The organism is Mesorhizobium maamorense (assembly GCF_044998965.1).
Taxonomy (GTDB): Bacteria; Pseudomonadota; Alphaproteobacteria; order Rhizobiales; family Rhizobiaceae; genus Mesorhizobium.
Genome location: NZ_CP173356.1, coordinates 484,776 through 510,098, shown reverse-complemented (window position 1 = coordinate 510,098; position 25,323 = coordinate 484,776). Strand labels below are relative to the sequence as shown.

The following is a 25,323-nucleotide window of genomic DNA, read 5'->3' as shown; positions in this document are numbered from 1 at the left end:
TAGCGGAAGAGTCTCTTCAACTCAGCGGATTAGCTTGGCAACTCGCACACCAAGCCCAACGATGAATTGGCCATCGTTGGCGGCAAAGTCCCAACAGCAGAATGCCGCCCAGCCAAAAAGCAGAAGGGAGAAGCGCATATATCAATGCTAAATTAGATGCATTGAATAAGGGTTAAGGCATGGATTCGACTGAGCGGTGTGATCTCCTCGTAATACCAATCGCACTCTGTGCTCGTCTTGCGCTTCCGCACGGCACACCATAATAGTCGACTAAGCTGAAACAGGACCTCCAACACATGACCGAAGAAGCGGATCACCGCGCAGCGGCACTTACCGAGCTGACCGCGGACGTTGTCGCCGCATATGTTAGCAACAACCCGGTGCCAGTCGGCGAATTGCCAAGTCTCATCGCATCTCTGCACGCGTCCCTCTCTGGTCTGAGTAAGACGGCCGCGCCTGCGGTTGAGATGCAGGTTCCCGCAGTTAATCCGAAGAAGTCGGTGACGCCGGATTTCATCATCTGCCTGGATGATGGCAAAAAGTTCAAATCGCTGAAGCGCCACCTTCGTAACCTTGGCCTGACGCCGGATGAGTATCGCGCTAAGTGGAAGCTACCGGATGACTATCCGATGGTGGCGCGGAACTATGCGGAACAGCGGTCCGCTTTGGCGAAGTCTTTTGGGCTTGGGCGGAAGCCGGTTCCCCAAAAGAAGGCTCCTGCGAAACGGACGGCCAAAGTCGCCTGACGCGAAACTGCCCCTGCCCTTTGCCTTTGGACCATGACCAGCGCCTATCTCCCGGTGCGCCAAATCGATGAGGACAGCGAAACGGACGGGAGCGCTTAGGGCGCTTCGCTTTGGGCAAGCGAAAGCCCGCGCCTCTGGCGGAGGACACGGGCCCGATCGGGGGGCCGATCTTCGGCAGGCGATGGGGGGCACCACCTGCCGCGCACATCAACCATTAGCGATAGCTAATGTTCCGTCCAGGCTTGCTCTGATCAAAGTTGGCTTCCAGTCGCGGTCGCGCTCCGCCTGGAAGGCGTTCGCAGGAATGCACGTGAAGAATACCGGTTAGCGGCCGCTACCACCAACCGAACCAAATCCCCCAGCCGTGAACCACGCCCACCGGAAAAATATCGCCCCGGCGATCAAGAAGCCCCAGAGTTTTGCTGTGAAGCACACGTTGAGGTGAGTGAGCCACCCCCCAAAAGTGGCGATCATTATTGCTAGGCCGAAAATGCCTGAAAAGAATTGCCCCATTATCCCCTCCCAAGATCTAGCCTCAATAGAACATCAATTGACGCCCTCAACAAGGCTACATCATCGCACTTGCAATAAGCTTCAGGTTGAAGGATGTTGAAGGCTGGATTGGGAGAGAATTTTGCTGAAAACAATGCTGTCGACGCCAGCCGGTACGGTCCGGCTGGTTTGCATCTGTGTCGCGATTGCCTCCCTGCTGGCCGTCGCGCCATGGCCGTTTGGGTATTATCAATTGCTTCGCGTGGTGATCTTTTTTGCCGGGATCTATTGCGGCGTCATGGTGCGGCGGTCGAACCTTGGAAATCAGAATCTGGCCTGGGTTCTGTTTGGGGCTGCTGCCATCTTCAACCCGTTCGCCCCCGTTCATCTGCCACGCGAACTCTGGGCCGTGCTCAATGTCGGGGCCGCCGCTCTGTTCGGCATTGTCGCATATCGCCACCGAGGTTAGCTGGGCATCACGCTCGTGAGCGGCGCCGGTCGTTCCCGCGGTTGGAACGTATGTGACGAGCAGCCGTAGGGCGCCGGCAGGATATCGTCATCCCCGAAACCGCTCGGTGTGCCAAGTGATCTTGCCATCCACCTTCATCGGCTTGTGGACCATCAGCCGCTTCGGCAGGTGCTCGGGGTGTACTTCAAGCAGGGTGATCGTCACCTGCGGCTTGCACCGGCTGCAATCGAACTTCAGCGACAGCGGTTCGATGCCACCGCCGTAGACCATCATCAAGTCGGCTGAACGGCAGTAGCGGACGTTACCGCAGCTGCATTCCGCCTTGACGAGCATATTGTGCCGGGTCGCCTTGCCCAGCGTGTCGATCGGATCGTGCGCCATGCTGACGAATGAGGAACATATTCCTGCCGCGTCAAGAGGGGCTTGACTCCAATGTTCTCTTTTCGTTCACTGTCGGCAGGATAGCCACAGGAGGATGACATGGACCTCGTTCTGTCAGTTCCGGGCGCATCGCCCGAGGAAATATCGCGAGGCTTAGCGGCGGCAGAGGAAGCGCTAGAACGCGCTGGTTTCACTGGCGAGGAAGCCGCTTACGGTGCCTTCGTTGTTGAAGGTTGGGACATCAACGGTCCGCCCAAAGATGGCCCTGACTATTCGGCGTCCCGCGCCGCAAGTGCTTGGGGGCGAGCCCATGCGGCAGCATTGGACGCCTGTTGTGACGGCTGGCCGGAGAACCGCAAGCCCATCTCGGTAAGTCTGGAGTTGCTGACCGATCCCGAGACGCAACTCGCCGACCGTTCGACAGCGCTGGCAATGCTTCGCGAACAGCTCGAGCAAGATGGGAAGGATACGTTAAACGGGGATGACGCCGTTTTGGCTTGGCGGGTTGCTGCCGAGGTCGTCGACCAGCTTTCAATTCGCGATCTGATTTGCGACCTGTCAGTGGCTTTTACCGCCCTCTCCCATTCCCATCTCCGCCCGGATGAGCCCATCGAACCGAAGCGCCAAGCTGTGCGCGACGCAATCAACGCGCTGGAGGCAGCAACCGAGAAGCCGACGTCACACTGATGCCGAAACGCAACCGCGTCACGCCGGCGCCATCGGTTATCGACCGGGATTGGCCGCACCAGGTTGCCTTGCCGGATGACATCTGCACGGACCGGAACCTGACCATGATCACGCAGTTCTGCCAGGACATCGGCGTCAAACCACAGATAAGGCGCGTGCAGGCGATATGGCCGAGCGGCAAATACGAGAACTATCGCATCCACTGCTTTTCCGACCCCGCCGCGGCGAAGGCGTTCCTTGACCATTTTTGGGGCGACGTGTTCGATCCGAAACGCGATCGAGAGGGTGGGAAGATCCGGGGTGTCTGGCGCCGCACTGGCGAATATAAGCGCATCCTCGATCTTGGACCGCTGAGCGTTCCCGAGATCCTGCGCAACTAGGGGCAAGACATGTGCAATCTCTACAATCTCACCACCAGCCAAGCGGCCATACGCCAGTGGACGGGTGCCCTCCGAGACATTCTCGGCAACCTCGAGCCTTCGATTGACATCTATCCAAACAGGCCGGGCCCAGTGGTTCGTAACGCTCAAGATGGGCAGCGCGAGGTCGCCAATCTCCTTTGGGGAATGCCGACGCCGGCCGAGCGCGTGAAAGGCGCTGCCGACTACGGCACCACGAACATTCGCAACCCACAATACGGCCATTGGCAGCAATATGTCGGGATCGAGCATCGCTGCGTGGTCCCCGTGACCAGCTTCGCCGAGCCGTCCCTACTCCCGGTGACAAAGACCCCGAAACCGGCATCCAGCGGAACTACTGGTTCGCGCTGAACGAGGAGCGTCCCTTGTTCTTCTTCGCGGGCCTGTGGACGCCCTGGCATGGCGTGCGCAAGGTCAAGGATGGCCCGGGCGACTTTGAGCTCTACGGCTTCATGACGACCGTGCCCAACGTGCTGATCAAGCCGATCCACGAGAAGGCTATGCCGGTGATCCTGACCAGCCAGGAAGAGACCGAGACCTGGCTTACCGCGCCCTGGTCGGAGGCGAAGAAGTTGCAGCGTCCCGCGCCCGACGATGCCCTTGTGATCGTCGACAAGCCGGCGACCCAGATCAAGTTCCCGCAACAGGCACCCCAGCAGGGCTCGTTGTTCTAGGCAGTGGAGGGACCGCTTTGGCAGACCGCATCATCACTCTCGACAGTCGCCAGGAAGCAGCGTTGCAAGCCGTAGCCGACAAGTTCGTCGCCCTCCACAAGGGCGACACAATGAAGGCCCTGAAGGAAATGATCGTGCTGAACGGCCGCCTTCAGGATCAGCTCGACGCCCTCCAGGCCCCTCCTCTCGGCAAGCGCTACGGATGAGCTTTGTGCCGAGTGGTCCGGCGTCAGTGACCCCGTAACATTCCCTCTTCTTTAGCAGCCTCCTCGAATGCCTTCCGGACATCCTGGGGTGACGCTCGGTCCGCGAAGCAGTCGACGCAGAACTGCACCGCCGTCTTCCATTTGGGTCCCCTCTTGCGCCACTTCATGAGTTCCTGAGCGGCACCCTCGACGTGACTTATGCCTGTCGTGGTGCCGACCTTGTCTGACCTAACGTAGACCGGAGGGCTGAACCAATGGAGCGCCATTAAAGGTCACCTCGGGCCGCCCTACGTTTCAGGTCGGCAGCATTCAGGAGATCGACCAGATCGTCGGATAACTCCATGTCGAGACCTTCGGCTGGTGCACCATACACATCAGCCGGCTGCCCGGTGAACACATCGAACACCGTCCAGCTCCCGTCTGGTTCCTTCCTGAGGTCAAATCTCTGCTGCGCCATGAGGGTTAATTTAGGGTTCCCTTATGAGCCTCTTCAATGGCGTCCAGCAGTGAGGTTAGCGTGGTGGCAGCGCAGGTTCAGCCTCCAACCCGAAGACCTTCTGTACCTGTCGATGATTGTCTTTGTTGCGTATCAAATCACGAAGATGGTCGGCGACGGTCTTGTGACCGGCTTTGTCGCGCTTGGTCAATAAGCTGTCCCCGACATCCCCGAAACGTTTTTGTCCGACAAATGGTTCCCCTGCGGGATCGGAATGCCTAGTAGAAGTTTCTGAGCGGGCGGAATCCGACGTGCACCAGGCATGCCGGTTTCGCTTCGCCAGGCCGCGCCAAGAACCGCACTGGTTCTGTTTCGAGCACCGCGGCCAAGGCGAGCGCTACCTCTAAGTGTCGAGTAGGCCCCCTAGCTCGCTCGACATTTTGGTTGCCGGGCCAGGCGAGAGCATCTCGATTCGAGGGCGGCTGTTCGCCGCCCCCGGGCGAGGCTCAGCTGTCGCGTCTTCCTCTGGCGCGCTCCAGATCAGCCCCCGTATAGACATCAGCCGTCGGGTCGAACCCGGTCCAGCCGCCGGCTTCGTATTCATTGCGCCGACCGGCGATATCGACCGAATTATATTGCTTGAGGATCTGTTCCGCATTCGGAACGAGATTGTCCTCGACCTTGGCAGTGACCAGCGTTCCACCGCGGCGAATGCCTTCCGCGTAGACGTGAGCATCGTTTTCCGGCACGCCGGCTTCTGTCATTGCGCCGATGATACCGCCCGCAGCACCCCCGACGACGGCACCACCCACGGCACCGAAAGCGGTGGCAGCCAACCATCCGGCGGCAACCACGGGCCCGACGCCGGGAATAGCCATCAAGCCCAACCCCGTGAGCAGTCCGCCGGCACCGCCAACTACGGCGCCCACGCCTGCTCCTGTCGCGGCATCTTCCCCAGCTTCGGAAGCTTCAGCCTCGTGCCAGCCTGTCGCGTTGTTGGCCACGATGCTGATGTCCGAGCGGGGCACACCCGTGGCCTCAAGTTCCCCCACGGCATCGCTGGCGTCATCATAATTGTCGAAGAGTCCTGTTATCGTTTTCATTTGAATGGTCCCTGGTTTCTGATCAGTTGGCGCCGGCAACAACGTTGCCTTGGTAGTCAAGCGCGATAGGCGTCGATTTGCCGTCCTTGCTCGCGGTACCACGCCAGATGCCCTTGTCGTCCTTCGTCAGTGCGGAGACGTCGGCGTAACCCGCCTTCTCAATGGCGCTCTTGGCCTGGTCCTCGGTGAAGCTGTTGGCGCCCGGCACCGGCGGCGCTGGATCAGTGGCATCCGTGTTGGTGACGGCTGGGGTGGTGCTGTCGGAAGCTGACGCCGTAGCTGCGACCTTTTCGATCATTTCCTGATGCATCTTGAGCGTCGGCAACGTGTCGGCTGCGAACGATTTCAGAGCGGCGTTGTCGCCGTCCTTTGCATATCCTTTGAACAGGCTCACAGCGTCGGCATGGGCCGCCTTCTGCATCTTCGCATAGGGTGCATCGACGGGCGCCGCAGCCGACTGAAGCTTGTCGACATCGGCCTTGTGCGGGGAATCCAGGTCCGATGGGACCTGCAACTTTTGCTCACCGGCAATACTCTCGAGTTTGGCATTGGCGACCCCATGATCGGAGATCATTTTTTGAGCGAAATCCTTGAGGCTCTGATCCTGGAGCTTGTCCTGGGCGACCTTGCTCGACTGCACCTCGAACATGCCGCCGATCGCTGCCTTGGTTACGAAATCTTGGGCCGTTTCTGCGGCCAGCGCAGGCAGCGCAAACACCATTGCTGTGGCGACCGATAACGACGCCCAGCGGAGACTGTTCTTCATGAATGGGTTCCTTGATTAGAGAGGACGATGCTCCCTAATGTTCAGGCGGAGGCTTTGTTCCGGACGCTGCCTTCTACGCGCCGTTGTGCAGTTGGGGCACCGACCTTGGTCACCGTCGTCCGGGACAATTGGTCGAGCGTGGCTCAGGGCGGTCGCCAGCGATCTCGAAAAAGCTTCATAGAGGAGCCGTAGATAGCCGAGGGTGCCGCCGGCGCGGTACTATTCAACGATCTCGTCGTGCATCGCCTGGGTACCTGGATTCGTGCGGGTGGCCCGGACACAGGTGAGCTCGCCGGCAAGTGCCAATCTGGGCGACGCAGTCGCCGTGGTTAGGCGCAAAGATAACCAGGCTGTGATTGGCGAGCACCTTCAGCGCCTCGCGCACACCCGCCATGATCGTGATACCGACGCCATCCATAACTGCTCAGCACTGACAGCGAGCGAAGGGTTGAACCATTGGGTTGCCATCAGAAGTCTCCTTGGGCGACCCTACGCTTCAGGTCGAGGCTGTTCAGGAGGGCTACCAGATCGTCGGCGTAATCCTTGTCGAGACCGACAGCCGGTACGCCCCAGGCGTCGACCGGCAACCCGGTGAACACGTCAAACACGGTCCAGGTTTTGTCCAGGTCCATCTTGAGGTCGTATCTTTGCGGTGCCATGCAAGAGGTCCTTTGGTCGGCTTGCACGAAACTGCCGAACTTTCGGGACGCTCATGTGGTTCCTTACTCGTGAAGGTCGAAGAGGACGACCTTTCCAATCGCTGAGGCCAACTGAACTACCTGTTCACATAGCTCGTTATCCGTCTCCATCTCGTCTAGCTCCTCCTTAAGGTCAGGACGCTTTGCTCGGATCAGCGCGACGGTCTTTTTTAGGGAGACAATGTCGCCTTCAAGGGATTCCTCGATGGCTTTCTGAATGATCGCTTCGGTGGACTTCGACAGGCGATCCACTGGGTACCTCCCAAGCTCCCCCTCGGGCACTATGGGGACAAGCAGGGGAGAAATGAAACCATTAGCTAAATCTAATATAATTTAGATCAAATCGACTCCGACGTCGGACAGCCGTATGGTGCAGCATCGGCGACACTGCATTTGGGCATCGCCGGCTGTGAGCGATCATCGCGCTTCCGCCCACCGGCAGGACTCATGGCCAACACCAAGACCGAACACAGTATTGCCTACCCAGGCGACCTGACGCTCTAAAGCAGCTCTGTGATTGGGTTTGCGCTGAAGAATCGTATTCTGGAGGGTAGTGACCGCTCCCAGGAGCGGAGCCGTGTACGCAATAGCACTGTTCGCGAATGGACAAGTGGAGGAGGAAGTTCTTTACGAGAGCCTCCGAGAGGCAGCGCGCTATCACCAATAAAAGGATGTGCGACTCCGGTCCGCCACACACATTGTTGCAGGCTACGGGAATGCAGTGTCGCTACAGGACTGAATCGTCGAACGCACGCGTCGCTGTCGCTCCGATCCGGTCGCAGACGAAAAGTTTCTTGTACAACTCACTACTTGCCTGGTGACGGCGCGCGCTGCTTTGAAGCGCACAGAACCGCAATGTTCGATAGAATTTTGTGAGCCAGGGATCGGATAAGTAGTTCCGTTTCGTCGCATACGCGCCGAGCGACGTGGCTGGCGACGGCAGATCCAGGGCGGACATATCATAGTTAAATGACGGTGCAGGAGCAGGATGCGATTGGGGGTGCTCAGCGGCTCCCCTTAAGCTGCTGAACAAAGGCATCGGCTTGCGGAGGACCACAGCATGCGCATGCATCATCCAGCTGACATCGCCATTTATCCAACCGATCTCGAACTGCTGCAGCGGGTTCTTATCCGGTACTGTTCAGAGAGACGGTGCAGCCTGGATTCCGCCATGGCCAACGACGCAGCATGTGAGCTGATGGCGCTGTTTCAGGCGGGCATCGACGACGAAGGCGAGCTCGAACGCATCATTTCCCGTCATGACATGCCGCTTCGGATGGTGGGTTAGGTCCCCTCCTGCCCTGTAGTGGGCAGCTGTAGGGTCTAGGCCGCACCGCGCGGCTGGCAGGTTTACCCCACCGCCCCCCGCAAAAAAGTGCGCTGGCCACCTTGGCTCGGCACGGATGCGAGCAAATTGTTTGCTAAGAACAGTCCTACATCGAGCCTCGGTACCGGGTAGCCTCAATCCATAGTGCGAGGGCAATAGCTGGCGACCGCCCCTTGATTTCCAAATCGCGACCTCTATAGCCGCCAGCCGCGATCCATACTGTCTTTGAACGCTGGTAGATTGTAATGCCCCGTGCGCTCGCCCAAGCGCACAGGTCTGCAAAGTCTCGCTTCATGATTTCCCCACACGCAGCAATCGGAACGCTATAAACTGCGAAGGTGGAGGTATGTTCCACGATCCTAAAAAAGCCCGCCACCTTTCGGCGGCGGGCAATCAGCGGGAACACAGCACTGAATGAAAACAGTGCGAGGGCCCAACATCGCCAGCTCGAAATCGTTCCATGCTTCGGCAGGGATCATATAGCGGTTGCTTGACGAACTTGCCGACGTTCGCCGGAAGTCAAGGATGCCGCTGCCCTCCGCGCGCTTTCCTAGCGGATGAAAGCATAACCGCTAGGCTACTATGCCAATGACGAGCCCCTTGCGCCGCAGATCGTCGATCTCCGCTTCATGTCTTGGCCGACGCGTTCATTTGCCCTGGCGTTGCCTATTTCGATTCCATGCCTGCTCCGACTCAACGCCGATTCGTCGCCGTCACATAGACCCGCACCATGATCCCAATTGTTTCGTCTTGTCGGGAGCTTTGACGACAGCCTCTCGGTTATCCCTGTCTTTTTCCTTGCGGGGCGCGGGTCTCGGTATATCGGGCGATTATTTGGCCCATATGTTCCTCTTCGGAATGGCTGGATCCCACAGGTCCGAAAACGGCATCAGCAGATTTAAGTTCTCCTACCCCCTCAACACACGCCAGATGTCTGCCAATAGGAGTAACGAGCGACGCCAACGCGGAGTCGTCATGGGTGATCTTGGCGGGCTGACGCCTGAAGAGAAGTCGGTAGGCTATATCCCGGCATGCTGCAGCCACCCTCAAGACGCGGGTACGCCGGTCCCCGACGCTCACATATCCAATGTGTCCGCTTTCGAAGCACCAAACAATATTTAGCCTCGGGCAGGTTCCTGTCACGAATTGAGAGACGATTGTCTGCTTTGCGCCAGCTCTCGACAATGCGCAGTTCCGGGGGGCTGAAGCTGTGAGGGAACAGTTTGCCGGCTACGGGCCGCCCACTGGCGAAATAGTCCAGATCTTGATCTCTCCGTCCAGTCGTTCGAAGCGGTGCGGACAGCCTCTCGGGACGAAAATGACGTCGCCAGCGGTGCACTCCATAGCCGCATCATCGCACCGCAACACGCCGAAACCAGCGACCACGACATATACGGTCTCCCGAGAACCATCGTTAAGCCGGCCATTGTCTGCATGAGTTAAGCCACGAACATCCAGCGCAACCAGCTCGCTTGGTCCGGTCACGCCGATGGTTTTGCAGGCTTCAGCCCAAGGCATCGGTTCCGCCGCTGCGGTCAGATTGATCGGTTTTGATGGCCTAGATGGCATCTCTATCGGCTGCTCACCGCCGGTAATCCTCATCAGATTAGACCATTGACCCGTCGCCCCGCCTCGCTTGCCGGCTCCCGTTTGGCTCGGTCCAGATGCAGGTAGCTAGCCTCGTATTGCGCGGCTTTGCGCAGGCCCTTAGGGTCAAGCACAGTCCACGTCGTGCCATCGATCGCGATGAGATTTTGCTCGCGAAGCTGCTTCAGCATTCGATTGACGTGAACAGGTGTGAGGCCTGTCGCGTCCGCCAGGTCCACTTGGGTAATCGGGAATTCAAACTTCTGGTCAACGATGTCGCCGAAAGCCCGCATGCGCACGAAAATTTCATATATCAGAAATCCAATGCGCGAATAGGCGTCGCGCCTTCCCTCATCGATAATGCGTTCGCGCAACACTCCTTCGTCCTGAAGCGTGTTCCACCAGAAGGCGAGCGCGATGCTAGGGCGGTTGAGAAGCAGTTCCTTCATGCGGGTGCCTGAGATCGACGCAACCACGCTCGGCGCCAAAGTCCCGATGTTGTGGTCCATCGCGTCCAGGATGAATATCTCGGAATCGCAGGGATCTCCCGGCACAAGGAATGCCATGATCTGACGCGAGCCGTCCTCGAGGAGTTTGTATCGACATGCAAGCCCGGAAAGCACTACGTGGATGTCTTTGGAGTGCTCACCCTCCCGGATAATGTCTTGGCGGGCACCATAGCGTTTCTGTCGCTCTGACGTGAGTTCGTTGATGAGACACTTGTCGTCTTCGGAAAAATCGGAGAACTGCACCAGCTTCTTGAGCAACGGACTATCCATGGGGACCCTCCTGATCATGGGGTGCAGGAAAAAGCCGATTCGATAGCTTTGGTTCCGCCAGGGCGATCTTGCTGCAAGCTTGATCCAGTTAAGTTCGATAGCCGCCATCATCGCGCATACCGGCGTCATGACCAGCGAGCGGCCGATCTTTAATCCTGGCGACAAGAGGCGTCATTCAGCCTCAAACGTCTCGAAAAATAACGATGAATCGCGTCGGCAAGGGTGCGCTGCTTATCGGCTCACCGCCACCCTCATTGCGGTCGAGAATAACGTGCTTACCAGCATCGCAGGAACGAACGAACGTCTGCATCGCTCCGTGGGGATCATGACTATCAGCACGGAACTGATCGCGATCTCTCATCAGGCGCTCGCGCGTTCGAGAGATCTGCTCAACAGGCGCCAGCCGGCATGACCGATGTTCGCGAAAATCGAGGTTCCGTTGTGGCCAATGCTGCTGGGCCGCGCGGGGCGGAGATGTCGAGCTATCCAAGCGATTAGATATCGACCGGCGCGGCCGCTTTTCAGGGGGTGAGACGATCCTGGCCGGCCGACTTGCCGCGAAAAAACAGCGTCCAGGGAGCTTTGAAGGCTGACCTTCGCCCGCATTATGGTGGAGACGTCCGTCGCAAAACCCACGGTCGCCAGAATAGCGGGCAACGCCAAGCCCATCAGAAGCGCGAAATTTCCGCTCTTACAACGCCAAAAATCCTTAGGCACAACAACCCCCTGTCAGCCAACCTCTTCCCCTTTGCACGAACGTGGTTGATGGAGGATTGAGACAGAGGCCTATCTGTCGGCAAAGCCTTGGCTTGGTTAAACAAGCCTTAGACCGAACCCTGTGTCATGGTGAGGCTCACCTACTCAAGCAGCTCGCCAGATGCCTGAACAGTAAGTGGTGACCAGCGACGCCGCCATACCGTCGCACCCAATACGCCAAGCCCCATGAGCTTTCCAACGGCATCTCGGTAGCATGGGAAAAGCCCCGCAAGCCTGTTTCGCGGTCTGTTAATGATCCGGCTGGTCCCGCCGATCGGCTCGCCTCTTTTCGGATCGGCGGCGCACCCGAGAGCGGAAGCCCCACTGAAGGCCGCCTACCGGCAAGATGACGCCACCGGCGCGCCCTCGGCGCTCGGCAAAGATGTTGCCTGGAAACATCCAAGGATGGATTTGACACTCAAGACTTTCCAACTTGCCTTGGACCCGATATTCGCGCCCGTTTCCGGACTGCTTGAAACCGCAAAATGGGGCGCGCGGATCCCAGGCCGGCTAGTTGAGATGAGCCTGACCGGAGCGAATCTGCGACGCGAGACGCATGATCGTCATCTAGACCTTCGACCGATGGAGGCAGCCGCGCGGGCCCCGGACATATCGACACCGAACCCGGAGAACGCCCCATGACCGGCTTGTATCATCCAGCATTCAGCCGCAGGCACTCAGCCTCCGGCGGCGAACCCACGCGTGTCCAAGGTGATCTTCAACGCCGACAGAGCCGTGCCCAGCAGCGTGCCAGGTCGACAACATCGCCTGGAGGCGCAACGAAGCGGCCCGTCGGCATCCATCTCCGCCCTCCCTGGCGACGTCCCAGCCATCGCCGACATCAGCCGCAGATCGAAATCTCCATAGCCGTCGCCTGTGGCCCCCGGATTCCTTCCTCGGGGACTTTCGTACGCCTGCCGGCGCCCTAAACTCTTCGCGAAGACGACTGACGGGTTTGGGCACGTAGCAAAGCTAAAGTTGACGTCTGCCAAACCCACTTGAGTGAGTTCGGCTTATGCCGACGAGCAACTCTTCTGTGCCGGCGATGGGAGTCCTGCGGCTCCGGCGGCCTGTATCGCGCCTTTGCATAACATGGAACGCACCGATCACCTGCGGCAAGCCTGCGGGGTGCCGTAACGCAGTGGCCCGCGCGGGTTGCGCCGGGGCGAGGCAGGGAAGCCGTGATCTGTCCGCCGGATCGCTTTCTAGACTAGCAGCAGTGGTTACAAAGTGAGTCTTTGAGATATAATATCGGATGTAGTGTAAGCGCTGTTCCGGCGGCACCTTTCGCGCGTGGATGTAAGGGACGATGTTCGAGGCCTTTGAGGGCTTCGACATATGACGGTTTCAGAGTTTACGCTTAAGTCCAGGGACGGTGAGCCGGTCCGTCGGCTGGAGATCTTCACTGGTTCGGGTCGGCGGCGTGAGTGGCCGCCGGAGGAGAAGGCCCGGATAGTGGCGGAGAGCTACGAGGCGGGCGAGACGGTTTGTGCTGTGGCACGCCGGTATGGACTTTCCCCGCAGCAATTGTTCACCTGGCGTCGGGCTGCTCGCCGGCCGATGGGGGAGGAAGCGATATCGGAATCCATGTTCGTGCCGGCGGTGGTGACGGCAGCGCCTCCGACGCCTGCGGCGAAGCATCGGCCACAGCCAAAGAAGCGGGAGCCGGCTCGAGACGCTGGTGAGATCGAGCTCGAGATCGACGGCATCGCAATGCGGGTGGGTCGTGGGGCGGATTCGAAGACGGTTGCAGCGGTGATCCGTGCGCTGAGGGCAACGTCGTGATCGGGCCAACGGGAGCGGTCAAGGTCATGGTGGCGACGAAGCCGGTCGACTTCCGCAAGGGAGCGGAAGGTCTGGCAGCGCTCGTGCGCGAGGCTATGGGCGCGGATCCGTTCTCGGGCGCGGTCTACGTGTTCCGGGCCAAGCGGGCCGACCGCATCAAGCTCGTCTACTTCGACGGCACGGGCGTATGCTTGTTCGCCAAGCGGCTGGAGGATGGCAAGTTCTGCTGGCCGGGCATTACCGATGGTGTCGTGCGACTGACGGCGGCACAGTTGCAGGCACTCCTGGAAGGCCTCGACTGGCGGCGGGTGCACGAGACGCGCCAGATGCGTGTTCCAACGACGGCGAGCTAACCATCGCATTATTGCCAAATCACTGGAATCCATGCTTGAATCCGCTTCGTGACTGACGCGGCCGCTGCCCTACCCGACGATCCTCAAGCGCTTCAGGCGATGCTTCTGGCCGCGCGCGCGGAGAATGAGAGGCTCCGCCAAATCATCAAGGAGTTGCAGCGCTATCGCTTCGGCCGAAGGGCGGAGAGCCTGCCTGAGGACCAGCTGCTTTTGGGGCTGGAGGAAGCCGAGCAGGTAGAGGCGGAGGGCTTCGCCAGCGCGGAAGCCGCGGACCCCTCAAAGCGTGATGCCAGGGCTCGTAAGCGTCGCGCCAACCGCGGCTCGTTGCCCACCCATCTGTCGCGCGTCGAGCAGGTAATCGACATTGCCGACAAGATCTGCCCGTGCTGCCAAGGTCAGCTGCATGTTATGGGCGAGGACGTCTCCGAGCGTCTCGACATCGTGCCCGCCCAGTTCCGTGTGATTGTCACCCGTCGACCGAAGTATGCCTGTCGGGCCTGCGAAGAGGTGGTCGTGCAGGCGCCAGCGCCGGCACGTCTCGTCGAAGGCGGCATTCCTACAGAGGCCACGGTGGCTCATGTTCTGGTGTCGAAGTATGCCGACCACCTTCCCCTATATCGTCAGGCCCAGATCTACGCCCGCCAGGGCGTCAATCTCGACCGTTCGACACTCGCCGACTGGGTGGGCAAGGCAGCTTTCCTGCTTCGCCCTGTGCATGAGCGGCTGTTCGAGCGGCTGAAGGCTTCAGACAAGCTCTTCGCGGACGAGACCACTGCGCCTGTGCTTGATCCGGGCCGGGGGCGGACCAAAACGGGGCAGTTGTTCGCCTATGCCCGAGACGACCGACCTTGGGGCGGAATGGACCTACCCGGCGTCGCCTATCTCTACGCTCCGGACCGCAAGGCCGAACAGCCGATCCGGCATCTTCAGGGCTTTGTCGGAACCCTTGCAGGTCGACGGATACGCGGGTTACAAGGCGCTGGCCGAACGCAACGCCGTGAGCTTGGCCTTTTGCTGGTCGCACGTGCGTCGCCGCTTCTATGAGCTCGCGCAGTCCGGCCCCGCGCCGATCGCGACGGAGGCGCTCGCCCGCATCGCCCAACTCTACCACGTTGAGAGCGATATCCGCGGTCGTTCCGCCGACGAACGCCGCGCCGTCCGGCAGGAGAAAAGCCGTCCCGTCATCAATGCCCTTGAGCCGTGGCTTGGACAGCAACTCACCCTTATCAGCCAGAAGACCAAGCTGGCGGAAGCCATCCGCTACGCGCTCTCGCGCTGGCAAGGTCTGACACGATTCCTCGACAACGGTACGATCGAGATCGACTCCAACGTCGTCGAGCGCGCCATCCGTCCCATTGCGCTGAACCGCAAGAATGCGCTCTTCGCCGGCTCCGACGGCGGCGCCGAGCATTGGGCAACGATCGCTTCGCTGATCGAGACATGCAAGCTCAACGGCGTCGAGCCTCACACCTACCTCGCTGACGTGATCGCCCGGATCGTCGCCGGCCATCCACAAAGCCAGATCGACGATCTGCTGCCTTGGGCCTACAGACCTATGCCGCTCAAGGCAGTGGCCTGAGAACAGCGGTTACGATGTAGTGGCGTCGAGCTGTTGAAGGTCCTCACGACCTGCTGGGGCATTACTAAGCCGGACTGCGCTCCGGCTATTGTCGCTCGTAAAGGCCACTAGCCCCGATAAGGCGAACCAATTCCGCCTGTCGCCGCGTCCCCGTCTTTTCGAATACGTGCTGCAGGTGGGTGCGCGCCGTGGTTAGGCTGATTTCGAGCTCATCTGCGACCGCCTGTAGCCCCGCGCCGTGTGTAATTGCCATGGCCACGGCCGCCTCGGACGGGGTCAGCCGATAGAGACTGCGCAAGTGTTCCTGCGCCGTCGGAGGCGCGCTGTCTGGATCGGCCACGAACACGATCGCGGCGGGGCGGCCTGTCACAAACCAGGTCGTCTCGATAATCAGCGGCGTTACCAGCACGCTCAGCGGCCGGTGCGGCTCAGTCCGCGCAAGCGCCATCGCGCCGCCTGAGCCGCCCACTCGCTCCGCGGCCGTGGCGATCAACCGGCGAAATTGCTTGGCATCCGCCGGCATGGCTGCGCACAGCACCAATTTCTCAGCCCTAATCCCATCGGCTTCGGCGAGCAGCGCCTCGGCCGCCCGATTGGCGAACAGGATCTCGCCGTTCGCAGCCACGATCAGCACGCCCTGAGCGACTCGGTTGAGCGTCTCGGCGGTGGCATCCCTGGCGATCTCGGAACGCGAGAGCCGCAGCCTTACGCCAGCCGCGCGGACCAAGTGGGGTCCGATGCGGCGCAGCCGCTCGAGGTGCTCGGGCTCGAACTCGCCGGCCATTCTGGCGCGTCCGCAGGTGAACACGATGCGCACGTCCGGTTCGTTGACCAGCACGACCCCGATCGGGTGGCACATGTCGCCGGGCCGGCAGAAGTCGTTATAGAACTCGGAGCGCTGGTAGATCTCGCGCGGCAGGAGGTCCCACACCGGAATCAAGGTGCCCGCGTGGAGCTTGGCGATGCGCGGCAGGAACACATTGGTCTTGTGGTAGTACTGCGCATAGGTGAGGTCCGCCTCCGGCGGCATGCGTACCGAACTCGCTTCGCTACGCAATGTCCTGGCATTCTGGAACGTCAGCTTGGTGGCGGCGCCCTCAAGGAAATCCGACAAAATCTCAAGGACCTCCGGCCAGCGGCCGGGCTCGACCGCCGCATCGTAGATCTGCCCGACCAGTCGATCGAAGTCGTGCATGCGTGCACCTACATCTGTCCTGGATCGGATTCTGCCGCTCTCTCACCGAAACCATCTCTAGTCTGCCGGAAGCCGAGTTCACTGACAACCACTTCCGCGCCGGTTCGGCGCTCGCACTCATATGTTCATATGAGGCGTTGGCCGAGATCAACGTGTAGCTGTCGTGACGCCATCACGCTCAACTTCACACCAACCTCATGGGGCGAAAAATGCGAACGCGGGCAGCACTTGGTAGTCAAACCGATTGGAATGGTACGCATTACGAAACGCTCCTGACGGCGCACGAGACTGGCGGAAAGCTAGGAGCATTTGCTTCCGATGCTGGTCCGGGCGATGGACCGCCACGCCACCGCCATTTCAAGTCCGACGAAGTCTTCGTCATTCTCGAAGGGCGGCTACGCTTCTGGTGTGCCGGGAAAGCTTCCGATCGCATCGCCGGAGAAGTATTCTACATTCCTGCTGGCGTTGAGCACGCATTCGTTGTCGTTGAGCGAGCACGATGGATCGCCATTCTGTCACCGGGGGGCTCGAAGGCTTTTTCTCGGCGGTTGCCGCACAGGGATTGGAGATTCCGCGCGACCTCTCGGAAATCAAAGCGATCGCGACCCAGTTCGATATGGAGATAACCGGGCCACCCTTAGCCGTCGCTGGACTGTAAGTGACGCACTTGACGACTTATGAGAGCTAGCTTGGTAATCCGGCTGCCCGTAGCGCGTCGCCGAGAGTTTCCGCGAGCGCGGGCGTCGAGCTTGCCGACGTCGGGCAGTTCAAAGTGCTATTCATCCCGGCCAGCAACTTGGAGCCCAAGCCTCGCTGTCGCCGGTTCGGTAGAAGCGCATCTGTAACCGCACACGGTTGAACTGTAAGACAGTTTTCGATACCTAAGGATAGACACATCGCCCGCCCTACAGATGACCCTAACAAGTACCAATTAAAAGCGGGGCGGTAGGCGGAGACCTCTCACGACAAAAGGCACCTTTTAGCCTAGCAGGCTGTTGAAGAAGTCCACTTGCGAGCGACGAAGTCTGCTTCGTCGCCCCCCATCCGCTCCATCAATGACGCTCTGAGCGAATGCCGTAGAAGGCCTGCAACAGCATCGCACGCAGCAACCGCTCCGGCGCGATCGACGGGCGGCCGAGCCCAGGCGGATAAAGCACCGCAAAATCGCCGTCCATCCCCACAAGAGCCGCGTTCACGATCTCCCGTACCACCCGCAGCGGTTGGTCTCGTCGAACGCGTGCCTCAAGGTCGACATACGAAAGCAGCGAACCTGTCCGTCGTCTGAGCCGCGCATCCACAAATCCCCAAATCATCCGGGGACCAGTGAATCACGCTCCAAACAACCGCGCCAGCACTGCTTCAACAGCCTGCTAGGCGCCCGCCGCAACCTGCGGGCGATGCCGGCATCAACAGGCGGGCTGATGCGCCGAGGGCAACAAGCGCGCCTGACGCAACGCCGCCAAGTCAGCCGAGCCGGTGCAGAAGCAAGCGACGGCCAACTGGCGGATGACGATCTCGAAATGCGCGACAACCGCCTCGGTGGACACCGTCGCCGCGCGTAGCACGCCGGCCGCCTGCCCGGCGATGTCCGCGCCCAGGCGGATGGCCTTGGCCACGTCCACGCCGTCGCGGATTCCGCCCGACGCGATCAGCTTCACCGCTGGTAGCGCCTGACGTACCGCCTGCACGCTGGCCGGGGTCGGAATCCCCCAATTGGCGAACGCCATCGCCACTGCACGATCGGCGGCATCGCGGGCGCGCTCGCCCTCCACCGCGGCCCAGCTGGTGCCGCCGACGCCGGCGACATCGATCACCGCCACACCCGCCTCGACGAGCGCAGAAGCTACCGACTCGGAAAGGCCGGACCCCACTTCCTTTGCCACGATGGGCACGCCCACGCTGCGCGCGGCGCGAGCAATCTGCGCCAGGACGCCGCGCCAGTCGCGGTCGCCCTCCGGCTGTACCGCCTCCTGCAGCGGATTGAGATGGACTATGAGTCCATCCGCCTCCAGCGCATCCACCGCCCGGCGCGCCAGGTCCAGCCCGTCGGCCTCGCGCAGTTGCGCGGCGCCGATATTGGCCAGCAAGGGAATGTCTGGGGCCACGCGGCGCAACTTGCGCGTCAGCCCCTGGGAGTTGCGGGATTGCAGGCTCACGCGCTGCGAACCGACGCACATGGCGATCCCCAAGACTTGCGCTGCCTCGCTCAGATGCCGGTTAATCGTCTCGGCGCGCGGCATGCCGCCGGTCATGGAGCTGATCAGCAGCGGCGCGCGCATGGTCTTGCCCAGCAGCGAGGCGCGCAGGTCGATCTGCGTCAGGTCCAACTCGGGCAATGCGCAGTGTGCGAAACGGATGTCCTCCCAGCCGGCGGCGACCGTGGCCGGCGCCGTTCGGGGATCCAGCAGGATGTCAAGATGGTCGTCCTTGCGCTGGCTCAGGGCGGTGTCGTGTATGCTCGCTTCATCAGTCGCATCGGGCGATGGCGTTGCGTCGTTGGATCGGACCGACGGCAGCGCGCGCACGCCGCCGCCTCCCGCGCGTTCAGAACGGCCCATGCTGGCCTGCGTCGCTGCGGTAGCGGTTAGCCGAGGTCTGATAGTACTGCGCGCGGATAGCCGCCATGGCCTCGATCAACGGTTCCCATGGCACGGGTAAGCGTGCTTCCGCCATCACCCGGTGCAGCATGCGCGTATGGCCCGCCAGCTCGTCGTTGAGGAACTCCAACACAGGCATAGCCGGATAGCGCTGCAGCAGCAGGATCGCGGCGTTGTCGGCCTCGCCGGCCGACCTGTCCTTGTCGCGTCCATGCAGATCGTTCTGCAGGCGCCCTATCGCGGAGATGAGCCGCAGGACCTGGCGAAACGCCGGACGAGAGCGCAACGTCGCCATGTCCAGCCCCCACAACAACGACAGGCAGCACAACACGTTGCTGTAGGCGATCGAATCGATGCCGTTGTGCAGGTACTCGGCGTAGGACCAGCGTTCCGCCCCTGCCGTCTGCGCGTCGGCGCGCAGCGCCGCGCAGTAGCACCGGGTATCGTCGAGAAGCTGAGTATAGTCGCGATAATCATAGGCGAGCGCGGCCAGCGAAGCGCGGAGCACAGCGCAGCCCTCGAATCCGGGGAGTGCACACGGCACGCCCTGCCCCAGCGCCTGCTCGACCGCAGCGAGCTGCTCCGGCGCGATCAGGCGAAGGTCGTTGCAATCGTCGAGCCAAAACAGCAGCGCCAGTTCGCGATAGAATGCCACGATCAGAGTTTCGTCCTGCGGATCGCGGCCGGTGCGGGCGCCGGTGTCGTACAGGCTCGGGCGAATTTGCTGCAGGATGTACCGGCCGCCCCTGACCGCTTCGACGGCATGCTCGTCGGCGAACCCGGTCAGGGAACGCCCCCATTCAAGCACCTGCGACAGCGCGCGTTCGGGCTGGATCATGGTGCCACTCCTCGCCCCTCGGCTAGAACGCGCCCCCCCAATGAAGCGCCAGCCATAACCCGGCGAGTTCGGCTACGCGCACGACCCGGGTGGGGCAATACAGTTCCTTGCCGATCCACAGCTGCGTCTGCGGCAACGCATGCGCCGTATAGCGGGCGAGCATCCACTTCAGTGCACGCCCCACCGCCTGCGCGATGCACCGGCTTCCTGTCGGCTCTCCGCTTCCGTCCATCACGTGCAACGCGAACACCGCATAGGCGGTTTCCTCGAATGTGGACGCGCGACCGGCGCCCCAGCCGCCGTCGTTGCGCTGCGCCTGCAGCAGCGCCGCCAGCGCGCGTTCGTCGCGCCACTGGGGCTTGCCTTGCGCCAGCGCAGCGACCGCATGCGCGGTAGGATACAGCCAGGAAACGTGCCACTTTTCGTTGTCCCATAGACCGTGGGGATTGCGATTGGCCTCGACGTAGGCGCTGGTGCCGGCGGCGGGCTTTCCTAACATGCGCAACGCATGCAGGGCGTGGATGTTGGTCGACACCGATGCATTGCGCTCGCCTGGGAAGGTGACGAACAGCTCGCCAACTTCGAAACGGCGCAACGCATCGACTGCCGGGGCGCGGCCTGCAAGGCGCAGGATGCACAACGCAACGGCGGTGTCGTCCGCATCGGCCGCGAAGTGCAAGGCCGGGCCCAGACCGCGCGCGCCCAGGCGGGCGTCGAGCTGCAGGACGATCACGCCCACCGCCTCGGCGAGCGCGGGATGCGCGAACAGCCCTGCCAGGTGCAGGGAGTATAGCGACCAGCATGGCTCGAATACATTGATCGGCCAGACGTTGGGGACGACACCTTCGATGCCGCTGCGCGTCGCCCGCGATGCAGCCTGCAGATACGCGTCGGCGCGCCCGACCTGCGTCGTGCTCCCCTGTGTCGCGGCGTGCGCACGCCACGCGGCGGTCGCCGCCGGACTGATGCCGATGCTGCCGTCATCATCCGGATATGCGGTGGTCGGCGACGTTCCCCAGGCTTCCCAGGAGTGCAGCAACGGATGGCCGCTCGGCAACTTCGCCACCGCCCCCAACTTGACCAGGCACGCTTGCCGCAATGGCAACAGCGTCGGGTGGCGCGGAAACGCCACGCCGCCCAACAGGGATGAAGCCTCGTTGCACAACTGCGGCAAAATCAGCTCCGCGCCGATCGGCGCGTCTTCCGGCACCGCATGCGCGTAAGGATCAGGCTGGCGCTCGAGGAACCGAGTTGCAGTCTGGACTGCGTCGGCAACCGCGGGAAGAGGATCGGCACGCTGCAATGCCAGCAACGCCGCCCAGGTGGGCGCATGGCGGAACAGCGGGAAGTCCGCGCTTCCCCATCCGCCATCGGCCTGTTGCTGCGTGATGAGCCACGCGTATGCATCCTGCCGACCGGTGACGTTGCCGTGGAACTGCAGAGCTCGCGCCGTGTCGTAGACGGACGGACCGACGCTGCCGCCGTCGCTCATCTCGTTTAGCAGATGGCGCAGTTCGGAAAGGATCTGTTCGGACAGCGCGTTCACGCGGTATGTTCCTTCTGCAGGCGGTTGACGAGAATTCAGGTCGGGCAGACGCCGCGCACCTCGCCAGCCCGTCGCGGCCCGGCGCATGTGCAGCCCCGGACGGCCGCCCTGCTCCGGCGCGGGACGCGCGCCAATGCTGGCGCCGGTCCGCCGAATAGGCTTGCGCACAGCGCCGTGCGCCGCGGCCGTGCTGGGCAACCGCTGACCATCCCCGCGGACTCGGACACAGCGCAGCATGCACCGCTGACGCCGGCCGATCGCTGCGGCACAGGGGCGGCTCCATGCGGACGGGGAGCTCATGCGCACGGCGTGTGCTTGAAGAGATACGCTTTGGCCCGCTGCAGCATCTGCACCAACCGTTCCGCACGCGGCCCCAGCGGGGCGATGGCCTCCCCGGCATCGCGCAAGAGATCCAGCGCGAACTGGCGCGCTGCCTGCAGCCCCATGATCGACGCGCAGGTCGGCTTCTGCGCTGCCGCGTCCTTGCCGGGGGTCTTGCCCAGCGTCGCGGCATCCGCTGTCGCGTCGAGAACGTCGTCGACCACCTGCAACGCCAGGCCAAAACAGGCGCTGTAGCGATCCAGCGCACGGTACAGCGGAGCGTGCGCGGCATCCTCCTCGATGGCGCATAGGGCGCCCATGCGTACGGACGCGCGCACTAGTGCTCCGCTCTTCATCCGGTGCATCGCCACGATCCTGTCCAGCTCGACGTCCTTTCCGACCAGCGACAGATCCATGGCCTGACCGCCTGCGGCACCTTCGGCGGACACCGCCTGCGCCAGTTCACGCACAAGCGCGATACGATTGTCGCCCGGCGCATCCAACCTCGCCAGGGCCAGAAAGGAGTGCGCCTGCAGCGCATCGCCAACCAGGATCGCAGTGGCTTCGCCGAACTTAACGTGCACGGTCGGAAGGCCGCGGCGAAGCACGTCGTCATCCATCGAGGGCAGGTCGTCGTGGACCAGGCTACAGGCGTGCATCATCTCGATGGCTGCGCCGACGTCGTCGAGCATGTGCGCCGGCGTGTCGGCCAGTGCGCCGGCAGCCAGACAAAGCAAGGCGCGGGTGCGCTTCCCGCCGTGCAAGGTGGCATAGCGCATGGCCGCCATCAACTCGGTCTCACCGTCATTTTCGCCGCAGAGGAGACGCGCCAGCGCCTGTTCGACCCGCTTTGCGCCGTCCTGCATCCAGATCTCCGGCAGCAGCCTGCCGGATGCGCCGCGCGCCTGAGCGCCCAATTCCCCGGGCGCGGAAACGCCAGTTCGGTCGTTGTGTAGCGTGGAACCGGTCTGCATGTTGTTCATAGTCCTTGTACCTGACACGGCCACTGCGAGCTCCTAACCGCCGCGGTATTGCCGGTGTCGCACTGAGTGCAGCGCGCCTTTCCGCTGCCCGCCAGACGGGGCATGCGATGCCAGCTCATGAGAATCCGATGCGGACTGCCATGGACGGATGTGCGGTCGGGTAATAGCGTCGGCCTTTTTCGACACCGCTCAGCAACCGCGGCCTCACCCCGGCCCCGTGCATGGTCAGCGCCAAGGCGATGCAGAACTGCACCATTTCCAGGCATACCAAGTGGTAGCCGATGCAGACGTGTGGTCCGGTACCGAACTGCAGCATGTCCACCGGCCGGATCGGCTCTGTGCGTTGAAGCCACCGCGCCAGCTGGAACTGATCAGGCGACTCGTGCAGCAGCGCCGAGGTCGAGAAATGCAGCAGCGGGATGCACAGATGGGTGCCCGCCGGAATGCGTCGTTGGCCGAGTTGCAATTCCTGCAGCGCGCGACGCGGCAGGAGCGTGGTCGCCGGATGCATGCGCAGCGTCTCGCGGAACAGCGCCTCGGCGACCGGACACTGCGCCAGGTCCGCGTGCCGGGTCGGCACCGCGCCCACGCGTAGCGCCTCCTCGACCAGGGCGTCCCACAGCAGAGGCTGCCGAGCCAACTCGATCACCATCCAGGCCATCGTCGAGGCGGTGGTGTCGTGACCGGCAAGCAGCAGCAAGCGGATGTTGGCAACCAGTACGTCATCGGAGAGCACATCGTCACTGCGATCGAAGGCGCTCACCATATCGTTGATCAACCCGGTGCGCGCGGCATGCGCGCGCGCGTCGCGGACGAACTGGCGCAACTGCGCATCGATCCAGTCGCGGGCGGCGCGGCCGCGCCGCAAGGGCAGTCCGGGAAGGTCGATCGGGGGCGCGACGATCAACTGCAGCAGTTGCCGGTACTTTCGATGCCATCCCGGCAGATCCTGCGCGGGGATTCCCATGAGGCTGAAGATCAGCTTGAGCATCAGGTCGCCGGTTTCGCGCAGGATGGTCACGTCGCCGCGGTCGCGCCACGCCTGCACCCGCGCTCGGATGACGGGCGCGAACAGGTTGCCGATGCCGGCCTGGGTCAGCCCCTTGGGCAGGAACGCCGCCTTTATCGCATCGCGCGCCTGGCGGTGCGGGCCGCCGTCCTGGGCTACCAACGTTCCGCCAAGCAATTCGGGCGCGATCTCTTCGATCAGCGCTGAGGACACGTCCTTGTGCCGGAGCAGTGCGAACGCATCCAGATCCACGCAGGTCATCAGGTGTCCGGCAGGGCCGAAATCCAGCCAGAAGTGGCTGCCCAGCGTCCGTTCCCCGCGCCGCAGCAGGCGCGGCAGGTCGCAGACGATCGCGGGAAGATGCCCGATCAGGGGGAAAGCGCCGGGCATGACCGGGATGTCGTGCCGCAACCGGTGCCGACGGTCCAGCGGGTTGAGCAGCATGTCCATCAGCAGCGCGGCGCCGCGGCCGCTTCGGTGATGCCGCCGGCAGGCAGCGCTGCGGGGCTGTTGCCACCGTCGGCGAACGTCGGCACATGCGCCAGCAGGCCGCCGTCGACGCACACGACCTGGCCGGTAATGAACGCAGCATCGCCAGAGAGCAGGAACGCCACCAGCGCGGCCACGTCATCGGGGCGGCCGACGCGCGGCAGGAGCTGGTGCCGGCGCAGATGCCGTTGCATGCACTCGTCCAGCTTGGCGAGGAGACGCTCGGACATGATGAGACCCGGCGCAACAGCATTGCAGCGAATCTGCGCATGACCGTACTGGGTGGCGAGCGAGGCCGACAACATGTTCATCGCCGCCTTCGACGCGGCGTAGGACGTCTGCGCGGTGTCACCGCTGAGCCCCTGGCACGACGACATGTTGACGATCGCGCCACCGCCGCGGGCGATCATCCGTGGGATGGCCTGTCGGCAGCAGAGCAGCGTGCCGCGCAGATTCGTCGCCATAGTCTCATCCCAGACGACCAGGTCCAGGTCGAGGATCGCGCAGTCGCGTGGGGTCAGATGCATGGCGCTGGCGTTGTTCACCAGCAGGTCGACCCCACCGAAGTGCCGCTCGGCCGTCTCGAACAGCGCTGCCACCGCCTGCGCATCGGCGATGTCCGTGGCCAGGGCCAGCCCGTGGCCCGCTTCGGCCGCTATCTGCGCGGCGCAGGCGATGGCCGCCGGGGCATTAATGTCGGCCACCACCACTCTGCCGCCCTCTCGGGCGATGGCGAGGGCGCATGCCTTGCCGATGCCGGCGCCGGCGCCGGTCACCACGGCCACCTTGCCTTCAAACCGTCCCACCGTGTCCTCCTGGGTTGCCTTGGTCTTTCGCGGCGTGCTGCTCAGCCTCCGCCGGAGAAGGCGCAGGGTCGGCGCCGGCGCGCTCGTCATCGCCAGCGTCGCTTTCGATGACCCGAATGGCGGCGACCGGGCACTGGCTGGCCGCGAGCCGCACGGCGGCGTGCAGCGCCTGCGGGACCGTCGCCACGCATAATTCGGCCACTCCGTCCGGTTCGCGCTGGCGAAAGGTGCCCGGCAGCGTCAGCGCGCACTGCCCAGTGGTTCCGCACAGATCCTGGTCGACCAAGACGCGCATC

Annotated in this window: 26 protein-coding genes and 5 pseudogenes; 11 read left to right on the top strand and 20 right to left on the bottom strand. The window is 62.4% G+C overall.

Features of this window, described 5'->3' with window-relative positions:
* Positions 1-296 precede the first annotated feature (296 nt).
* Positions 297-746 (top strand): MucR family transcriptional regulator, encoded by a 450-nt coding sequence (locus tag ACIU1A_RS03050; RefSeq protein WP_140734898.1) that lies wholly within the window; start codon positions 297-299, stop codon positions 744-746.
* A gap of 634 nt (positions 747-1,380) precedes the next feature.
* On the top strand, positions 1,381-1,707 hold the full coding sequence (locus ACIU1A_RS03045) for a DUF6804 family protein (protein ID WP_404926564.1): 327 nt from the start codon (positions 1,381-1,383) through the stop codon (positions 1,705-1,707).
* Positions 1,708-1,794: 87 nt separating this feature from the next.
* Here the strand turns inward: ACIU1A_RS03045 and ACIU1A_RS03040 are convergent, their stop codons facing one another.
* Positions 1,795-2,088 (bottom strand): hypothetical protein, encoded by a 294-nt coding sequence (locus ACIU1A_RS03040; protein ID WP_404926563.1) that lies wholly within the window; start codon positions 2,086-2,088, stop codon positions 1,795-1,797.
* A gap of 99 nt (positions 2,089-2,187) precedes the next feature.
* Here ACIU1A_RS03040 and ACIU1A_RS03035 point away from each other — a divergent pair, with 99 nt between their 5' ends.
* From ACIU1A_RS03035 to ACIU1A_RS03020, 4 genes and pseudogenes are all read left to right on the top strand, one after another.
* Positions 2,188-2,775 (top strand): hypothetical protein, encoded by a 588-nt coding sequence (locus tag ACIU1A_RS03035; protein WP_404926562.1) that lies wholly within the window; start codon positions 2,188-2,190, stop codon positions 2,773-2,775.
* The gene (locus ACIU1A_RS03030) at positions 2,775-3,155 is read left to right on the top strand and encodes a hypothetical protein (RefSeq protein ID WP_404926561.1); all 381 of its coding nucleotides are present in this window, start codon (positions 2,775-2,777) and stop codon (positions 3,153-3,155) included. Before ACIU1A_RS03035 ends, ACIU1A_RS03030 begins: the two co-directional genes overlap by 1 nt.
* Positions 3,156-3,164: 9 nt before the next feature.
* Positions 3,165-3,868, top strand: a pseudogene (locus tag ACIU1A_RS03025) (SOS response-associated peptidase).
* Positions 3,869-3,885: 17 nt separating this feature from the next.
* Positions 3,886-4,074: a hypothetical protein gene (locus ACIU1A_RS03020; RefSeq protein WP_404926560.1), complete on the top strand. Its 189-nt coding sequence runs from the start codon at positions 3,886-3,888 to the stop codon at positions 4,072-4,074.
* Positions 4,075-4,097: 23 nt separating this feature from the next.
* On the opposite strand, the gene ACIU1A_RS03015 is transcribed toward ACIU1A_RS03020, so the two are convergent.
* The 8 genes from ACIU1A_RS03015 to ACIU1A_RS02980 form a co-directional block, all read right to left on the bottom strand.
* Complete coding sequence (locus tag ACIU1A_RS03015) at positions 4,098-4,340, bottom strand: DUF982 domain-containing protein (protein WP_404926559.1); 243 nt, start codon at positions 4,338-4,340, stop codon at positions 4,098-4,100.
* Positions 4,340-4,480, bottom strand: coding sequence for a hypothetical protein (locus tag ACIU1A_RS03010; protein WP_404926558.1), 141 nt, complete (start codon positions 4,478-4,480; stop codon positions 4,340-4,342). The genes ACIU1A_RS03015 and ACIU1A_RS03010 overlap by 1 nt, the downstream gene beginning before the upstream one ends.
* A 536-nt stretch (positions 4,481-5,016) precedes the next feature.
* On the bottom strand, positions 5,017-5,613 hold the full coding sequence (locus ACIU1A_RS03005; protein WP_404927842.1) for a hypothetical protein: 597 nt from the start codon (positions 5,611-5,613) through the stop codon (positions 5,017-5,019).
* Between the two features lie 22 nt (positions 5,614-5,635).
* Complete coding sequence (locus tag ACIU1A_RS03000; RefSeq protein ID WP_404926557.1) at positions 5,636-6,379, bottom strand: DUF4142 domain-containing protein; 744 nt, start codon at positions 6,377-6,379, stop codon at positions 5,636-5,638.
* A gap of 467 nt (positions 6,380-6,846) precedes the next feature.
* Positions 6,847-7,038, bottom strand: coding sequence for a hypothetical protein (locus tag ACIU1A_RS02995; RefSeq protein WP_404926556.1), 192 nt, complete (start codon positions 7,036-7,038; stop codon positions 6,847-6,849).
* A 63-nt stretch (positions 7,039-7,101) separates the two neighbouring features.
* A complete protein-coding gene (locus ACIU1A_RS02990; protein ID WP_404926555.1) occupies positions 7,102-7,329 on the bottom strand; it encodes a hypothetical protein in 228 nt (75 codons plus the stop codon).
* A gap of 2,305 nt (positions 7,330-9,634) precedes the next feature.
* Positions 9,635-10,006: a cupin domain-containing protein gene (locus tag ACIU1A_RS02985; RefSeq protein WP_404926554.1), complete on the bottom strand. Its 372-nt coding sequence runs from the start codon at positions 10,004-10,006 to the stop codon at positions 9,635-9,637.
* On the bottom strand, positions 10,006-10,770 hold the full coding sequence (locus ACIU1A_RS02980; RefSeq protein ID WP_210243754.1) for a Crp/Fnr family transcriptional regulator: 765 nt from the start codon (positions 10,768-10,770) through the stop codon (positions 10,006-10,008). Before ACIU1A_RS02980 ends, ACIU1A_RS02985 begins: the two co-directional genes overlap by 1 nt.
* Positions 10,771-10,849: 79 nt before the next feature.
* Here ACIU1A_RS02980 and ACIU1A_RS02975 point away from each other — a divergent pair, with 79 nt between their 5' ends.
* A complete protein-coding gene (locus tag ACIU1A_RS02975; RefSeq protein ID WP_181172818.1) occupies positions 10,850-11,182 on the top strand; it encodes a hypothetical protein in 333 nt (110 codons plus the stop codon).
* Here ACIU1A_RS02975 and ACIU1A_RS02970 read toward each other — a convergent pair.
* The gene (locus tag ACIU1A_RS02970; protein WP_404926553.1) at positions 11,131-11,487 is read right to left on the bottom strand and encodes a TadE/TadG family type IV pilus assembly protein; all 357 of its coding nucleotides are present in this window, start codon (positions 11,485-11,487) and stop codon (positions 11,131-11,133) included. The two genes, ACIU1A_RS02975 and ACIU1A_RS02970, sit on opposite strands and share 52 nt — an antisense overlap.
* A gap of 374 nt (positions 11,488-11,861) precedes the next feature.
* Positions 11,862-12,078 (bottom strand): annotated as a pseudogene (locus ACIU1A_RS02965) (aldehyde dehydrogenase family protein); the annotation flags it as partial.
* 786 nt (positions 12,079-12,864) lie between these two features.
* Between ACIU1A_RS02965 and tnpA the strand changes: the two are divergent.
* The 3 genes and pseudogenes from tnpA (at position 12,865) to tnpC (ending at position 15,243) form a co-directional block, all read left to right on the top strand.
* Entirely contained in the window at positions 12,865-13,311 is a 447-nt protein-coding gene (gene tnpA, locus ACIU1A_RS02960) for an IS66-like element accessory protein TnpA (RefSeq protein WP_404924843.1), read from the top strand.
* Positions 13,308-13,664, top strand: coding sequence for an IS66 family insertion sequence element accessory protein TnpB (tnpB, locus tag ACIU1A_RS02955; protein ID WP_404924842.1), 357 nt, complete (start codon positions 13,308-13,310; stop codon positions 13,662-13,664). The genes tnpA and tnpB overlap by 4 nt, the downstream gene beginning before the upstream one ends.
* A gap of 48 nt (positions 13,665-13,712) precedes the next feature.
* Positions 13,713-15,243, top strand: a pseudogene (tnpC, locus tag ACIU1A_RS02950) (IS66 family transposase).
* Between the two features lie 85 nt (positions 15,244-15,328).
* On the opposite strand, the gene ACIU1A_RS02945 reads toward tnpC, so the two are convergent.
* Positions 15,329-16,438: a helix-turn-helix transcriptional regulator gene (locus tag ACIU1A_RS02945; RefSeq protein ID WP_404926552.1), complete on the bottom strand. Its 1,110-nt coding sequence runs from the start codon at positions 16,436-16,438 to the stop codon at positions 15,329-15,331.
* Between the two features lie 197 nt (positions 16,439-16,635).
* On the opposite strand from ACIU1A_RS02945, the gene ACIU1A_RS02940 reads away from it, so the two are divergent.
* Positions 16,636-17,064, top strand: coding sequence for a cupin domain-containing protein (locus ACIU1A_RS02940; protein ID WP_404926551.1), 429 nt, complete (start codon positions 16,636-16,638; stop codon positions 17,062-17,064).
* A 432-nt stretch (positions 17,065-17,496) separates the two neighbouring features.
* On the opposite strand, the pseudogene ACIU1A_RS02935 reads toward ACIU1A_RS02940, so the two are convergent.
* The 8 genes and pseudogenes from ACIU1A_RS02935 to ACIU1A_RS02900 all read right to left on the bottom strand — a co-directional run.
* Positions 17,497-17,732 (bottom strand): annotated as a pseudogene (locus ACIU1A_RS02935) (transposase); the annotation flags it as partial.
* A 112-nt stretch (positions 17,733-17,844) separates the two neighbouring features.
* On the bottom strand, positions 17,845-18,996 hold the full coding sequence (gene fni / locus ACIU1A_RS02930; protein WP_404926550.1) for a type 2 isopentenyl-diphosphate Delta-isomerase: 1,152 nt from the start codon (positions 18,994-18,996) through the stop codon (positions 17,845-17,847).
* Complete coding sequence (locus ACIU1A_RS02925; protein ID WP_404926549.1) at positions 18,983-19,873, bottom strand: hypothetical protein; 891 nt, start codon at positions 19,871-19,873, stop codon at positions 18,983-18,985. The genes fni and ACIU1A_RS02925 overlap by 14 nt, the downstream gene beginning before the upstream one ends.
* Positions 19,870-21,419: pseudogene (locus ACIU1A_RS02920) on the bottom strand (hypothetical protein). The gene ACIU1A_RS02925 and the pseudogene ACIU1A_RS02920 overlap by 4 nt, the downstream one beginning before the upstream one ends.
* Positions 21,420-21,715: 296 nt before the next feature.
* Positions 21,716-22,714, bottom strand: coding sequence for a polyprenyl synthetase family protein (locus ACIU1A_RS02915; protein ID WP_404927841.1), 999 nt, complete (start codon positions 22,712-22,714; stop codon positions 21,716-21,718).
* 124 nt (positions 22,715-22,838) lie between these two features.
* Positions 22,839-24,182 carry a cytochrome P450 gene (locus tag ACIU1A_RS02910; RefSeq protein ID WP_404926548.1) on the bottom strand — a complete coding sequence of 448 codons (1,344 nt, stop codon included), beginning with the start codon at positions 24,180-24,182 and terminating at the stop codon, positions 22,839-22,841.
* A complete protein-coding gene (locus tag ACIU1A_RS02905) occupies positions 24,182-25,027 on the bottom strand; it encodes an SDR family oxidoreductase (protein WP_404926547.1) in 846 nt (281 codons plus the stop codon). Before ACIU1A_RS02905 ends, ACIU1A_RS02910 begins: the two co-directional genes overlap by 1 nt.
* Entirely contained in the window at positions 25,014-25,322 is a 309-nt protein-coding gene (locus ACIU1A_RS02900; RefSeq protein ID WP_404926546.1) for a ferredoxin, read from the bottom strand. The genes ACIU1A_RS02905 and ACIU1A_RS02900 overlap by 14 nt, the downstream gene beginning before the upstream one ends.
* Between the last annotated feature and the right edge of the window lies 1 nt (position 25,323).